We start from the raw sequence: 14,494 nt of genomic DNA, 5'->3' as shown, positions 1-14,494 counted from the left end.
GTGGGGGAGCATGAATCCACCGGCGTGGGAACGCCTCTCGGCGTCGCTGAAGGGCACGCTGCTGCTGGCCGGCGACGAGGGCTACGAGACGGCGCGCCGGACGATGCGGCGGCAGCCGGTCGACCTCCAGCCGGCCGCGATCGTCCGGGCCGTCGGCGCGGCCGACGTGGCGACGGCGATCGCGTTCGGCCGCGAGCACGACATCCCGACGGTGCCGCGCAGCGGCGGCCACTGCTACGCGGGCCGGTCGTCGACGTCCGGGCTGCTGGTCGACGTCACGCCGCTGGACCAGGTGTCGGTCGCGGACGGCCGCGTCACCGTCGGCGCGGGCGTCCGGCTCGGGCCGCTCTACGGCGCGCTGGAGCCGTACGACGTCACCCTGCCGATGGGCACCTGCCCGACGGTCGGCGCCGCCGGGCACGTGCTGGGCGGCGGCCTGGGGTTCCTCGGCCGCCGGCACGGGCTGGCCAGTGACCGTCTGGTCGCCGCGGAGGTGGTGCTGGCCGACGGCAGCGTGGTGTGGTGCGACGAGCTCCGCGAGCCGGACCTGCTCTGGGCACTGCGCGGCTCCGGCGGCGGGCAGTTCGGCGTCGTCACGACGCTGGTCCTGGCCACCGTGCCGCTGCCGGCCGGTGTGTCCGCGTTCCACGTGACCTGGCCGTACGAGCAGGCCGCCGCGGTCATCGGCGCGTGGCAGGAATGGGCGCCGCGGGCTCCGGACGAGGTCGTCGCCGAGCTGCGCCTCGTCGTGCCCGCCGACCCGGACGAGGCGCCCGGCGTGAGCCTGTTCGGGATGGTCCTCGACGCTTCGACGGCGACCGGGGCGCTCGGGCCGGTCCTCGACGCCGTGGGGATCGAGCCGACCTGGGAGATCCACGAGCCGGGCCCGTACCTGCCGGCCGTGCGCCGGCTCAACCTGCTCGGCTCGGCCCTGCCGGAGGGCACGATCCCGGCCGACCTCATCACCGGCCGGTCGATGTTCTTCGACCGCACGCTGCCGGCGGCGACGGTGTCCGCGCTGGTCGAGGGGCTGGTGGCGGACCGGACCCCCGGGTTCGCCCGCGAGTGCACGTTCTTCGCCTGGGCCGCCGGCTACGGCCGGGTGCCCGTCGACGCCACGGCGTTCCCGCACCGGGAGGCGTCGTTCCTGGTCAACGTCGCCACCGTCGTCGAGGACCCCGCGCCGCCGGTGACGTCGGCCGCGTCGGACCGGCTGGCCGAGCTGTGGGACGTCGTGCATCGGCACGGGACCGGCGGCGCCTACGTGAACTTCCCCGACCGGCTGCTCGACGACGGCGAGACCGCGTACCACGGTGCGAACCTCGCCCGGCTGCGGGCGGTCAAGCGCCGCTACGACCCCGACGACTGGTTCCGGTTCCCGCAGTCGGTGACGCCGGCGGGCTGAACCGGCTGAGCGACGGCGTCAGGCGCGGGCGGCGGCGACGGCGGCCTTCGGCGGCTTCGTGTCGAACGAGTACTTACGCTTGCCCTCGCGCTCCAGCAGGCCGGCGTCGGACAGCCGCTTGAGCACGACCGGGCACACCTTGCACCGCGGCCGGTCCCGGCAGCACTTCTTCTTCGCCTTCACCGACGCCATGCACGAAGGATAGGCAAGCCTTCCTCGCGGTACAAATCGGACGGCGGCGGCGTCAGGGGGACGCCGGACGGCCGAGGCCCGGCGGCAGCTCGGCGGCGGCGGCCCGGTCCAGCAGCCACCGCGTGGCCCGCTGACCCTGCGCGCCGGCAGCCGGGATCTGCACCGGTCCCGATCCGCCGAGCGCCAGCCGCACCGCCGGCGCCTTGTCCGAACCCGCGACGACCAGCCAGACCTCGTCCGCCGACCGGATCACCGGCAGGCTGAGGCTGACCCGCAGCGGCGGCGGCTTGGGCGCGCCGCGCACCCCGACGACGGCGCGGTCGTCGTGCAGCGCGGGGTGCTCGGGGAACAGCGACGCGACGTGACCGTCCGGCCCGACGCCGAGCAGCAGGACGTCGAACGCGGGCGCACCGGAGTGCAGCCGCTTCTCCGTCGCGGCGGCCAGCACGTCGGCGTAGGCCGCGGCCGCGTCCTCCGGCGTCAGGTCGCCCGAGGCCGCCGGCATCGCGTGCACCCGGGCCGGGTCCACCGGCACGTGGTCCAGCAGCGCGTCGCGGGCCTGCGTCTCGTTGCGGTCCGGGTCGCCGGAGGGCAAGAAGCGCTCGTCGCCCCACCAGACCGACACCGCGGACCAGTCTACCGCCGTGCAGGCCGGGGACGCCGCCACCGCACGCAGCGTCGCGATGCCCGCCGTCCCGCCCGTGAGCACGACCGACGCGTCGCCATGCGTGGCCTGGGCGTCGACCAGGCGGGTGATCAGCCGGGCCGCCACGGCCTGGACCAGCACGCCGGCGTCGTGGTGGATGACGATCGTGGGCGTCGTCACCGCTTGACCTTCGCCTTGGTCCGGGTGACCTTGCCGAACTCGTGCAGCTCGGTCAGCCCTTCGTGGATGACCTCGCCGTAGACCTCGTCGGGGTCGAGCCGGCGCAGTTCCTCGGCCAGTGACTCGCCGGCCGAGCGGCGGGGGAGCGCCACGCGGCGGTCGGCCCGGCCGGGCACGGTCAGCGTCGCCACCTCCTCGTCGGGGCGCTCGATGCCGATCGCGCCGGAGGGGCGGTCCAGCCGCACGCTGAGCAGGCCCTCGACGCCGGTCGCCTTGGTCCGTGTCACCGGCACCTTCAGGGTGTGCGCGAGCCATGCGGCGAGCAGGTCGGCGCTCGGGTTGTCCGGCCCGCCCACGACCCGGGCCGCCGTGATCTCCTCGTGCGGCGGCTGGTCGAGGGCGGCGGCGAGCAGCGCGCGCCACAGCGTGAGCCGGGTCCACGCGAGGTCGGTGTCGCCCGGCCGGTAGCTCTCGGCCCGCTCCTGCAGGGCCGCGATCGGCCGTTTGCACGCCGCGGCGTCGGTGATGCGCCGCTGCGCCAGCCGCCCGACGGGGTCGTCGGCGGGCACCTCGGGCGACTCGGCGGGCCACCAGGCGACCACCGGGTTGTCCGGCAGCAGCAGCGGGACCACGACGGACTCCGCGTGCCCCGTCAGTGGTCCGAACAGCCGCAGCACGACCACCTCGCTGGCGCCGGCGTCGCCGCCGACCCGGATCTGCGCGTCCAGCCGCGCCGACCCGCGCGACGTGCCGCGGATGACCGCGATGATGCGGCACGGGTGCTCGTGGCTGGCCTGGTTCGCCGACTCGATCGCGTCCTCGGCGTTGGCCTCCTCGGTGACGAGGACGAGCGTCAGGACGCGGCCCAGCGCGACGGCGCCGTGCTTCTCGCGCAGGTCGACCAGCCGCTTGCCGACGGCGGCGGCGGTGGTCGAGGGGATGTCGATGATCACGGACGCCTCCAGCTCCGGCCGTCGCGGGCCAGCATCTCGTCGGACGACGCCGGACCCCAGCCGCCGGGCGCGTACTGCTCGGGCCGGTCGGAGCTCTTGGCCCAGAACTCCTCGATCGGGTCGAGGATCTGCCAGGACAGCTCCACCTCTTCGTGACGGGGGAACAGCGGCGGGTCGCCGAGCAGGACGTCGAGGATCAGCCGCTCGTAGGCCTCGGGGCTCTCCTCGGTGAACGAGCCGCCGTAGCCGAAGTCCATGGTGACGTCGCGGACCTCCATGGCCGTCCCCGGCACCTTGGAGCCGAACCGGATGGTCGTGCCCTCGTCCGGCTGCACCCGGATGACCAGCGCGTTCTGGCCCAGCTCCTCGGTGGCGGTGGACTCGAACGGCAGGTGTGGCGCCCGCTTGAACACGATCGCCACCTCGGTGACGCGGCGGCCCAGCCGCTTGCCGGTGCGCAGGTAGAACGGCACGCCGGCCCATCGACGGGTGTCGATGTCGAGGCGGACGGCGGCGTAGGTCTCGGTCGTGGAGCCCTCGGGGATGCCGTCCTCGTCGAGGAAGCCGTTGACCTTGACGCCGCCGGCCCAACCCGACGCGTACTGGCCGCGGGCGGTGTACTGGGAGAGGTCCTCGGGCAGCCGCACCGCGGACAGGATCTTCTCCTTCTCCGCCCGCAGGTCCGACGCGTTGAACGAGACCGGCTCCTCCATGGCCACCAGCGCCAGCAGCTGCAGCAGATGGTTCTGGATGACGTCGCGGGCCGCGCCGATGCCGTCGTAGTAGCCGGCCCGGCCCTCGATGCCGATGTCCTCGGCCATCGTGATCTGCACGTGGTCGACGTAGTGTGCGTTCCAGATCGGCTCGAACAGCTGGTTGGCGAAGCGCAGCGCCAGGATGTTCTGGACCGTCTCCTTGCCCAGGTAGTGGTCGATCCGGAAGATCGCGTCGGGCGGGAAGATGCTCTCGACCGTCGCGTTGAGCTGCCGCGCGCTCTCGAGGTCGTGGCCGAACGGCTTCTCGATGATCACCCGCCGCCACTGCTCCGGGCCGTCGGGATGCGCCAGGCCGGAGCGGTCGAGCTGCTTGCTGACGATGTCGAAGAACGACGGCGGGATCGACAGGTAGAACGCGAAGTTGCCGCCGGTGCCCTGCTGCCGGTCGAGCTCGTGGACGGTGTCGGCCAGCCGATCGAAGGCGTCGTCGTCGGAGAAGTCGCCCGGCACGAACCGGAACCCCTGCGCCAGCTGCCGCCAGGTCGACTCGCGAAAGGGCGTGCGTGCGTGCTGCTTGACGGCGTCGTGCACGATCTTGCCGAAGTCCTGTGTGGCCCAGTCGCGCCGGGCGAAGCCCACCAGCGAGAAGCCCGGCGGCAGCAGGCCGCGGTTGGCGAGGTCGTACACCGCAGGCATCAGCTTCTTGCGGGCCAGGTCGCCGGTGACGCCGAAGATCACCAGCCCGGACGGGCCGGCGATGCGTGGCAGCCGCTTGTCGCGTTTGTCGCGCAGCGGGTTCTGGTAGCTCACCTCAGGATGCCCCTCAGGGTGTCGATGCCGGCGGTGCGGTCGGTCAGGTGCAGACGGAGCACCGGACGGTCGTGGTCGGCCAGCACCTGGGCGTCGCCGGCGGCCTGCGCGGCGATCAGCTGCCCGAACGTGAACGGCCGGTCCGGGATCTCCAGGTCGTTCGCGGGCGCGCCCGTGACCTGCAGGTACACGCCCTGCGCCGGGCCGCCCTTGTGGTACTGGCCGGTGGAGTGCAGGAACCGCGGGCCCCAGCCGAACGTGACGGGTCGCTCGGTCCGCCGCTCCAGCGGGACGCGGACGTCGGCCAGGCCGGCGTCGGGGCCCTGGCGGTCGAGGTAAGCCATGACGGCGAGGTAGCCGTCCGGCGCCAGCCGGCCGAGCAGCGCGTCGACGGCACCGGCCAGGGAGTCGACCCCGTCCAGCAGTCCGGCCGAGCCGCGCACCTCGATGCCGCCGTCGGTGAACGCGGCCGGCTCCGGCTCCGGCGTCGCGTCGAGCAGGCCGCGGGCGGCGACCTTCGCGCTCTCGACGTCGGGCTGGTCGAACGGGTTGATGCCCAGCAGCTTGCCGGCGACGGCGGTCGCGTACTCCCAGAGCAGGAACTGCGCGCCCAGCTCACCGGCGACGACGACGCCCTTCGCCGGCGGCTGCGCCGGCTCGCCGACGATGGCCGGGAGGACATCGTCGGCCGGGTGGGCGACCTCGGGGTCGTCGACGCTGCCGCTGGCGATCGGAAGGACGCCGGTGCCCTGCTTGCCGGTGGACTCGGCGATCAGCTGCTCGGCCCAGTCGGCGAACCCCACGATGCCGGAGCCGGCGTCGGCGATCGCGACCTTGTCCCGGCCCTGCTCGTGCGCGCCGGCGAGCGCGGCCCCGAGGCGCAGTGCGGGGTTGTCCGGGACGTCGCCGCCCAGCCGCTCGGCGACGGCGGCCGCCTCGTCCAGCAGCGCGGCGATGTCGGCGCCGGCCAGCCCGCTCGGGACCAGGCCGAACGCCGTCAGCGCGGAGTAGCGGCCGCCGACATTCGGGTCGGCGAGGAACAGCTTGCGGTAGCCGCCGGTCTCGGCCAGCTCGGCCAGGCCCGACCCCGGGTCGGTGACGGCGACGATGCGGCTGGCCGGGTCGATGCCGGCCGCCTCGAACGCGGCCGCGAAGACGCGTCGCTGGCTGTCGGTCTCGACCGTCGAGCCGGACTTGCTGGAGACGACGATGACGGTGCGGTCCAGCCGGTCGGCCAGCGCCCGTTCGACCGCGCCCGGGTCGGTGGTGTCCAGCACCGTCAGCTCGACGCCGGCCGACCGGGTGATGACCTCCGGCGCCAGCGACGAGCCGCCCATGCCGGCCAGCACGATCCGGTCCAGGCCCTCCGAGCGCAGCTCGGCGGACAGCGCCTCGATCTCGGCCAGCAGCGGCCGCGACGTCTCGTGCAGGTCGGTCCAGCCCAGCCGGATGGACGCCTCGGGCTCGGCCTCCGGACCCCACAGCGTGGCGTCCTTCGCCGCGATGCGCGACGCGACCTTCTCCCCGACCAGGCCGTCGACGACGGCGTCCGCGTCGAGCCCGTACGTGCTGACGGACAGTGCGGTCACTTGGCCGCCTCCAGCTTGGCGTCGACGGACTCCAGCAGGTCGTTCCAACTGGTCTCGAACTTCTCCACGCCCTCGCGCTCGAGGACCTCGCTGACGTCGTCGAGGTCGACGCCGGCGGCGCGGACCGCGGCCAGCGTGTTCCACGCGTTCTCGCGGTGGGGCCGGATCGTGTCGCCGGTGATCTCGCCGTGGTCGGCGACCGCCTCGATGGTGGCCTCGGGCATCGTGTTGACGGTGTCCGGCGCGACGAGCTGGGTGACGTACATCGTGTCGTCGTAGTCGGGGTTCTTCGTCGACGTCGACGCCCACAGCGGCCGCTGCCGCTGCGCGCCGGCCGCCTCCAGCCGCTGCCAGCGGTCGGCGGCGATGACGTCCTCGTAGGCGGCGTAGGCCAGCCGGGCGTTGGCGATGGCCGACTTGCCGCGCAGCGCCAGCGCCTCGTCGGAGCCGATGGCCTCCAGCCGCTTGTCGATCTCGGAGTCGACCCGGCTCACGAAGAAGGACGCGACCGAGGCGATGCCGTCGAGCGACTCACCGGCGGCGAGCCGCTGCTCCAGCCCCGCCTGGTAGGCGTCCATGACCTCACGGTAGCGGTCGATGGAGAAGATCAGCGTGACGTTCACGCTGATTCCCGCCGCGATGCCGGCGGTGATCGCGGGCAGGCCGGCCTTCGTCGCCGGGATCTTCACGAACACGTTCGGCCGGTCGACCTCGGCCCAGAGCTCGTTGGCCTGGGCGATGGTGCCGTCGGTGTCGTGCGCCAGCCGCGGGTCGACCTCGATCGAGACCCGGCCGTCGCCGTTCGTGCTGCGCTGCGCGACCGGCGCGAACAGGTCGGCGGCGGCGCGGACGTCGTCGGTGGTGAGGTCGCGCACGGCGGCGTCGGCGTCGGAGCCCAGCCCGGCGTGACGGCGCAGGTCGTCGTCGTACAGGCTGCTCTTGGTGATCGCGGCCTGGAAGATCGACGGGTTCGTGGTGACGCCGACGACGTGCTTCTCGTCGATCAGCGACTGCAGGTTGCCGGTGGTCAGGCGGTCGCGGGACAGGTCGTCGAGCCAGATGGCGACGCCCTCCGCGGAGAGCCGGCCGAGCGGATCGTTGGTGTTCATGATGTCCCTCTCAGGCGTTGGCGATGGACTCGCGGGCCGCGGCCACCACGGCGTCGGCCGTGATGCCGAACTCGCGGTACAGGGTCTGGTAGTCGGCCGACGCGCCGAAGTGCTCGAGGCTGACCGCGCGGCCTGCGGAGCCGAGGTAGCGGTGCCAGCTCATCGCGATGCCGGCCTCGACGGAGACACGGGCGGTGACGGCGGCGGGGAGCACCGACTCGCGGTACTCGGCGTCCTGCTCCTCGAACCACTCCTGCGACGGCATCGACACGACGCGGGTGGGCACGCCGTCGGCCTGCAGCGTCTCGCGGGCCTCGACGGCCAGCTGCAGCTCCGAGCCGGTGCCGATGAGGATCACCTGCGGCGTGCCGCCGTCGGCCTCGGCGAACACGTAGCCACCGCGAGCGGTGCCCTCGGGGTCGCCGTACACGCTACGGTCGAACGTCGGGACGTTCTGCCTGGTCAGCGCCAGCCCGGCCGGGTGCTGCCGCTCCAGGATCGTCCGCCACGCGACCGCCGTCTCGTTCGCGTCGGCCGGGCGGACGACGTCGAGGCCGGGGATGGCCCGCAGCGCCGACAGGTGCTCGACCGGCTGGTGCGTCGGGCCGTCCTCGCCCAGGCCGATGGAGTCGTGCGTCCACACGAACGTCACCGGCAGTTGCTGCAGCGCCGCCAGCCGGACCGCGGCCCGCTGGTAGTCGCTGAACACCAGGAACGTCGCCGCGTACGGGCGGGTCAGGCCGTTGAGCGCGATGCCGTTGACGATCAGGCCGGAGGCGAACTCGCGGACGCCGAAGTGCAGCGTGCGGCCGTACGGGTCGCCGGGGAACATCTTGCTGGAGCGCTTCTCCGGCAGGAAGCTCGGCTCGCCCTCGACCGTCGTGTTGGTGGAGCCGGCGAGGTCGGCCGAGCCGCCCCACAGCTCCGGCAGCACCGGCGCGATGGCGTTGATGACCTTGCCCGACGCGGCCCGGGTGGCGACGCCCTTCTCCGAGGCCTCGAACGTCGGGAGCGCGTCGGCCCAGCCGGCCGGCAGCTCGCGGTTCTGCAGCCGGTCGAGCAGCTCGGCACGCTCGGGGTTCGCGGCGCGCCAGGCGGCGTAGCGCTCGTCCCACTCCGTGCGGATGGCCTTGCCGCGGGCGGTCACCTCACGGGCGTGCGCGAGCACGTCGTCGGCGACGTCGAAGTGCTTGTCCGGGTCGGCGCCCAGCACGCGCTTGGTGGCGGCGACCTCGTCGGCGCCCAGCGCGGAGCCGTGGATCGCGCCGGTGTTCTGCTTGTTCGGCGCCGGCCAGCCGATGATCGTCCGCACCGCGATGAACGACGGGCGGTCGGTGACGGCCTTCGCGTTCGCGAGGGCCTCGTAGACGGCCCGCGGATTCTCCTTGTACTCGCCGTCCGCGGTGAAGTCGACGACCTGGGTGTGCCAGCCATAGGCCTCGTAGCGGGCGACGGTGTCCTCGGTGAAGGCGATGTTGGTGTCGTCCTCGATCGAGATGTGGTTGTCGTCCCACAGCACGACGAGGTTGCCCAGCTCCTGCGTGCCGGCCAGCGAGCTGGCCTCGCTCGACACGCCCTCCTCCAGGTCACCGTCGGAGGCGATCACGTAGACGTGGTGGTCGAACACGCTCTCGCCCGGCAGCGCGTCCGGGTCGAGCAGGCCGCGGACCCGGCGCTGCGCGAACGCCATGCCGACCGCGGTGCCGAAGCCGGAGCCGAGCGGGCCCGTCGTCACCTCGACGCCGTCGGTGTGCCGGTACTCCGGGTGGCCGGGGGTGGACGAGCCCCAGGTGCGGAACGCCTTGAGGTCGTCCAGCGTGACGTTGTAGCCGGACAGGTACAGCTGGATGTACTGCGTCAGGCTGCTGTGGCCGGCGGACAGCACGAACCGGTCGCGGCCCAGCCAGTGCTGGTCGGACGGGTCGTGCCGGAGCACCCGCTGGTACAGGGTGTAGGCGACGGGGGCCAGGCTCATCGCGGTGCCCGGGTGCCCGTTGCCGGTCTTCTCGACGGCGTCCATCGCCAGCAACCGCACGGTGTCGACCGCCCGGTCGTCGAGCTCCGTCCACTCGAAGTCTGCGCTGTTCTCGGGTGTCGTGTTCACCGGCGTGACGTTCCTCTCAGACGGATGGATCCCTGCGTCTCTGCTCATGGCGCCGTCGGCGAGACGGCCCTTCCACGGTCGAGCGTATCGACGTCACCCGCACGCGTGCCCGGCCGCTCGGCGGTTTGGGGGCACCGTTAGACTCAACAGGCCATGCTGGGGGATGTTCCCACTCCCAGCTGTCTCTTCGACCACACGAAGGTGAACGTTGACGTCCGTCGAGCCGAGCCCTGCGGCGACCCGGCGCGCACCGGTGCCGCGTGGGCGGTGGGGACGGCTCGCTGCCGTCGTCGGCGCGTACGCGTCGCTGATGAAGCTTCGCGTCGTCGAGCTGCTCCTCGTCACGACGCTGCCGGCCATGGTGCTCGCCGAGCGCGGGCTGCCGTCGCTGGGCCTCGTCCTGGCGACGCTGGGGGCCGGCACGCTGGCCGGCGGTAGCGCGCACGCGTTCAACCAGGTGCTCGAGCGCGACATCGACGCCGTCATGCACCGCACCCGGCGCCGGCCGCTGGCCCGCGCCGTCGTCTCGCCATACCGGGCGTTCGCGTTCGCCGCGGTCCTGCTGGCGGCGTCGGTCGCGATCATGCTCGCGTGGGTCAACCCGCTGGCGGCGGCGCTGACCATCGCGGCCAACCTGTTCTACGTGCTCGTCTACACGATGCTGCTCAAGCGGCGCACGTCGCAGAACATCGTGTGGGGCGGGGTGGCCGGCTGCGTGCCGACGCTGATCGGCTGGGCCGCCGTCACCGGGTCGCTGGACTGGCCGCCGGTGCTGCTGTTCCTCATCGTCTTCTTCTGGACGCCGCCGCACTACTGGCCGCTGGCGATGCGCTACCGCGAGGACTACGCCCGGGCCGGCGTGCCGATGCTGCCGGTGGTGGCGTCGGCGCGGACCGTCGCGCTGCAGATCCTGCTCTACTCGTGGGCCATGGTCGCGACGACGTTCGTGCTGTGGCCGGTGGCGTCGCTGGGCTGGATCTTCGGGCTGGCGTCGGCGCTGACCGGCGTCTGGTTCCTCGTCGAGGCGCACCGGCTGTACCGCCAGGCGCGGCGCGCCCCCGACGGCGCCGGGCTGTCCGCGATGCGCCTCTTCCACGGCTCGATCACCTACCTGACGGTGGTGTTCGCCGCCGTGATGGCCGACGTTCTCATCCTGGGCTGACGTCCGTCCCGCGGACGCGGGACTGCTGCCACTATGGGCGTCATGGTCGAGTTGCCCCGGCCCGAGAACTGGGCGCGCCCGCCGATCGGCGGCTGGTTCATGACGGTGTTCCTCGCCTTCGTCGCGCTGCAGTGCCTGTTCGGGACGGCGGTCAGCATCGCGGCGGGGAACTGGGTCACCGCCGCCGGCGCCGCCGGGGCTGCTCTGGTCGCCGGCGCGCTCGCCCGGCATGTCCTGCCGCGGCGACACCGGCCGGTGGGTCCGCCCGTGCGGGTCGACATCGCGCGCGTCGCGTCCTGGGGTCTGCGGTTCCCCGTCCGCACGATCTCACCGGCGGCGGCCGTCGCGTTCCTCGTCGCCGGGCTGGCGGCGGCCCTGGTGACCGGCGCCATGGCCGGATCGGTCGACGGCGGGTGGGACCGGGCCGTCATACTGACGATCGGCGCCGGCGCCGTGGCCGCCCTGGTGGGGTCCGGGTTCGTCGGGCTGGCCGCCTGGGGGAGGAGCGACGCGATCGAGCTGACGCCGTCCCACCTCGTGCTTCGCGTCAGCCGCCACCCCGTCGTCCTGGAGTGGGAACAGGTCCGGCGGATCAGTTCCGCCGCACGCCGGCAGGGCCTGATGTCGCTGGGCTGGGCCACTCCGAACTGCGTGGTCGTCGAGGTGTCGCCGGTGGACCTGCACGACGAGGCCGGCACCGTCGACGCCCTCTGGCGCCAGGCCGCCGGCGCGCCGCCCGGCTCCGTCGCGACCATCCTCACCTCCCGGCTCGTGAACGACCCGGTGCTGGTGTACTGGGCGCTTCGGTTCTACCTGCAGCACCCGGAGTGCCGCCACGAACTGGCCGGCGGGACCGCCCTGCATCGGCTCCGTGCCGGCGAGGTGCTCGCATGACGTGCGTGTTCGTGTCCGACTTGACTCTCCAGTCGCTGGAGACTCCACCGTGGTTCTCGTGAACGACGACGACGCCTTCCTGAGCATCGGCGACCTGGCCCGGCGCACCGGACTCCCGGTGAAGACGATCAGGTACTACGCCGACATCGGGTTGGTGCCGCCGACCGGCCGATCCCCGGCCGGCTACCGCCGCTACGACGCCGTCGCCGTGGCCCGGCTGGACCTCGTCCGCACGCTTCGCGAGCTCGGCATCGACCTCGCGACCGTGCGGCAGGTCCTCGACCGGACCCTGTCGCTGGCCGAGATGGCGACGGCGCACGCGGCTGCTCTCGACGCGCAGATCCGGCTGCTCCGGACCCGGCGCTCGGTGCTGCGTGCGGTGGCCGCGCTGGGGATCCACGACCACGAGGAGTTGGATCTCATGAACCGCCTGGCCCATCTGTCCGCCGCCGAACGGCAGCAGATCATCGACGACTACTGGTCGTCGGCCTTCGAGGGCCTCGACACCGACCCCGCGTTCGCCGACCGCATGCGTTCGGTCCGCGTCGACCTTCCCGACGACCCGACGCCGGCCCAGGTGGAGGCCTGGGTGGAGCTGGCGGAGCTGGTGCAGGACCCGGACTACCGGGCCCGGGTGCGGCAGATGGCCGAGGCCGGCGCCCGCTCCGGCGCCCCGTCGCCCGCCGAGACCGCTCTCTACGAGAGCGTGCTGGAACTGGTGACGCCGCTGCAGAGCGCCGGCACCCCGCCCACCGCCGCCGAGGCCCGCCTCGTCGTGGACCAGCTGGCGCCCCGCTACGCCCACGCTCGCGGCGTCGACGACACCGACGGGTTCCGGCGCGAGCTCGGTGAGCAGATCGCCCTGTTCTCCGATCGCCGGGTGGAGCGGTACTGGGAGCTGGTCGGCGTCATCAACGGCTGGCCGGCTCGGCAGGCCGGCTCCGGCAGCGTCGCCGCGATGGAGTGGTTCGCGGCCGCATTGACCGCGTCGGCCGGGGAGAGCTGAGCCGACACAGCACTGGAGCTCTGCCAGCTGCTTCATGGCAGAGCTCCAGTGGCGCGGACCCACCCGTGGTCCGTTTCCCTCCCGTCAGAGCGGGTCGATGTCGTCGCGTCGCTCGACGTACTCGGTCGTGCGGCCGCCTACGCCGCGGCGGGTGCGCATCGAGGCGACCATCACCGAGACGACGATGGCCAGCGCGCCTACGCCGGTCAGGACCCAGCCGATCATGCTGAGGTCGAAGTCGGAGAGCCGATCCCGGACCCCGAGCGCCAGGATGAGGCCCAGCGCCATCAGGAAGACTCCAAGGCCGATACTCATGTCGGACACACCTCCCATATCGGCGAACTCATGACGAGTTACCCGGCCCGCCGATCAGCAAACGACGAGACCCGCCCACCCCGAGCCGGGCCGAGCCGTGCGCCCGCTCCGCCCAGCCGTCAGGCCGGCCGGCGCGAGGGCATCCAGCGCGTCGCGTACCAGGCGTCGGTCGCGGCCATGACCATCAGCGCCGCGCCGAGCATGTGCAGGCCGACGAGCAGTTCCGGCAGCTCCAGCCGGTACTGGACCAGCCCGATGAGCCCCTGCCCGAACTCGACGGCGAGCAGGACGGCGGCCGCGCGCGCGGCCCGGCCGGGAGCGCCGACCGCTCGCGCGGTGAAGTAGAGGCCGATGGAGATGCCCATCAGCAGCAGGACCGAGTCGGCATGCACTTGGGTCACGACCGCCACGTCGAGGCCGGTGCGCTTGGAGTCGGGATCGCCGGAGTGCGGGCCGCTGCCGGTGACCACGGCGCCCAGGTACACGGCGACCGCCGTGACCACGAGCGTGAGCAGGCCGAGCCGTTCCAGCCACGGCAGCCCGACCCGCGCCGGAACCACCCCGAGCGGTCGCTGCGTGCGCCTGACCAGCACCGTCGCGACACCGACCAGTGCCGCCGACACCAGGAAGTGGAACATGACGACCCACGGGTTCAGGTCGGTCCAGACGGTCACGCCGCCGATCACGGCCTGCGCCGGCACGACGCCGAGCAGGACCATCGACAGGACCAGCAGGTCACGCCGCGGCCGGTCCGAGGTGAGCGTCCGCAGCACCGCGACCAGCATCGCCAGCGCAACGGCGCCCACCACGAAGGTGAGCAGCCGGTTGCCGAACTCGATCGCGCCGTGCAGCCCCATCTCGGGAGTCGCGGCGATCGAGCCGGCGGTGCAGTGCGGCCAGTCCGGGCAGCCGAGCCCGGAGTCGGTGAGCCGGACGGCCCCGCCGGTCACGATGATGCCGGCCTGGGTGACCAGCGACGCCACCGCCAGTCGCCGCAACGTCGCCTCCGACGGAAGCGGCAGCCGCCGCACGAGCCGGGCGGCCCGGCCGGGCGCCGGTGCCGGAGTCGTCGGGAGGGTCGCGGTCACCACGTCATGGTAGGACCCGGCATCCGGCGCCGATCTCCCGGCCGACGTGGGCAACCTCACGATCGCGGATCTGTCAAGAGCCCGCGCTTTGCCCGACCCTGCGCAGCGTTAGCCCGGAAGTTAGCCCTCCCCGCCGGCGGCGGCAGCCACGACTAGCCCGGATTCGGGCAAACGCCCTGGCCGTTCGGGCAAACGCCCGAACCGCTGGAACGGCCGGATCCGCGCTTAGCGTCCGAGGCATGGCTCTTCGATCCGTTCCTCTTCGCGCCACGCTGGCCGTGGTCGCGGCGCTCGCCGCTGCCCTGGCAGGTGGTGGGTGGGACGG

Annotated in this window: 13 protein-coding genes; 4 read left to right on the top strand and 9 right to left on the bottom strand. The window is 73.1% G+C overall.

From position 1 onward, the window contains the following. Positions 1-10: 10 nt before the first annotated feature. Positions 11-1,405: an FAD-binding oxidoreductase gene (locus tag C1I92_RS20720; RefSeq protein ID WP_158564217.1), complete on the top strand. Its 1,395-nt coding sequence runs from the start codon at positions 11-13 to the stop codon at positions 1,403-1,405. 18 nt (positions 1,406-1,423) lie between these two features. On the opposite strand, the gene C1I92_RS34560 is transcribed toward C1I92_RS20720, so the two are convergent. The 7 genes from C1I92_RS34560 to tkt are packed head-to-tail and all read right to left on the bottom strand — an operon-like array spanning position 1,424 to position 9,704. After that, positions 1,424-1,597 carry a hypothetical protein gene (locus C1I92_RS34560; RefSeq protein ID WP_199521429.1) on the bottom strand — a complete coding sequence of 58 codons (174 nt, stop codon included), beginning with the start codon at positions 1,595-1,597 and terminating at the stop codon, positions 1,424-1,426. A gap of 52 nt (positions 1,598-1,649) precedes the next feature. Continuing rightward, the gene (gene pgl, locus C1I92_RS20715) at positions 1,650-2,423 is read right to left on the bottom strand and encodes a 6-phosphogluconolactonase (protein WP_111256546.1); all 774 of its coding nucleotides are present in this window, start codon (positions 2,421-2,423) and stop codon (positions 1,650-1,652) included. Continuing rightward, positions 2,420-3,376: a glucose-6-phosphate dehydrogenase assembly protein OpcA gene (gene opcA, locus C1I92_RS20710; protein WP_111256545.1), complete on the bottom strand. Its 957-nt coding sequence runs from the start codon at positions 3,374-3,376 to the stop codon at positions 2,420-2,422. Before opcA ends, pgl begins: the two co-directional genes overlap by 4 nt. Continuing rightward, entirely contained in the window at positions 3,373-4,902 is a 1,530-nt protein-coding gene (gene zwf / locus C1I92_RS20705) for a glucose-6-phosphate dehydrogenase (protein WP_111256544.1), read from the bottom strand. Before zwf ends, opcA begins: the two co-directional genes overlap by 4 nt. Further along, positions 4,899-6,491, bottom strand: a complete 1,593-nt coding sequence (locus C1I92_RS20700) for a phosphoglucose isomerase-related protein (RefSeq protein ID WP_111256543.1) — start codon at positions 6,489-6,491, stop codon at positions 4,899-4,901. Before C1I92_RS20700 ends, zwf begins: the two co-directional genes overlap by 4 nt. After that, positions 6,488-7,600, bottom strand: coding sequence for a transaldolase (gene tal, locus C1I92_RS20695; RefSeq protein WP_111256542.1), 1,113 nt, complete (start codon positions 7,598-7,600; stop codon positions 6,488-6,490). Before tal ends, C1I92_RS20700 begins: the two co-directional genes overlap by 4 nt. A gap of 10 nt (positions 7,601-7,610) precedes the next feature. Beyond that, positions 7,611-9,704 (bottom strand): transketolase, encoded by a 2,094-nt coding sequence (tkt, locus tag C1I92_RS20690; RefSeq protein WP_233507128.1) that lies wholly within the window; start codon positions 9,702-9,704, stop codon positions 7,611-7,613. A 208-nt stretch (positions 9,705-9,912) separates the two neighbouring features. Here tkt and C1I92_RS20685 point away from each other — a divergent pair, with 208 nt between their 5' ends. Genes C1I92_RS20685 through C1I92_RS20675 form a run of 3 tightly spaced genes read left to right on the top strand, consistent with a single transcriptional unit; the run spans position 9,913 to position 12,766 of the window. Next, positions 9,913-10,866: a heme o synthase gene (locus C1I92_RS20685; RefSeq protein WP_199521428.1), complete on the top strand. Its 954-nt coding sequence runs from the start codon at positions 9,913-9,915 to the stop codon at positions 10,864-10,866. A 42-nt stretch (positions 10,867-10,908) separates the two neighbouring features. Continuing rightward, on the top strand, positions 10,909-11,760 hold the full coding sequence (locus tag C1I92_RS20680) for a hypothetical protein (RefSeq protein WP_146605219.1): 852 nt from the start codon (positions 10,909-10,911) through the stop codon (positions 11,758-11,760). 58 nt (positions 11,761-11,818) lie between these two features. Further along, positions 11,819-12,766 (top strand): MerR family transcriptional regulator, encoded by a 948-nt coding sequence (locus C1I92_RS20675; protein ID WP_199521427.1) that lies wholly within the window; start codon positions 11,819-11,821, stop codon positions 12,764-12,766. 84 nt (positions 12,767-12,850) lie between these two features. Here C1I92_RS20675 and C1I92_RS20670 read toward each other — a convergent pair whose 3' ends face one another. Then, on the bottom strand, positions 12,851-13,081 hold the full coding sequence (locus C1I92_RS20670) for a DUF6458 family protein (protein ID WP_111256572.1): 231 nt from the start codon (positions 13,079-13,081) through the stop codon (positions 12,851-12,853). 119 nt (positions 13,082-13,200) lie between these two features. Beyond that, entirely contained in the window at positions 13,201-14,112 is a 912-nt protein-coding gene (locus tag C1I92_RS20665) for a COX15/CtaA family protein (protein WP_111256571.1), read from the bottom strand. Positions 14,113-14,494 lie beyond the last annotated feature (382 nt).

It is taken from the genome of Jiangella anatolica (genome assembly GCF_003236295.1).
Lineage (GTDB): Bacteria > Actinomycetota > Actinomycetes > Jiangellales > Jiangellaceae > Jiangella > Jiangella anatolica.
The sequence above is the reverse complement of the archived record's forward strand: the minus strand, read 5'-3'. Positions and strand labels throughout refer to the sequence as shown.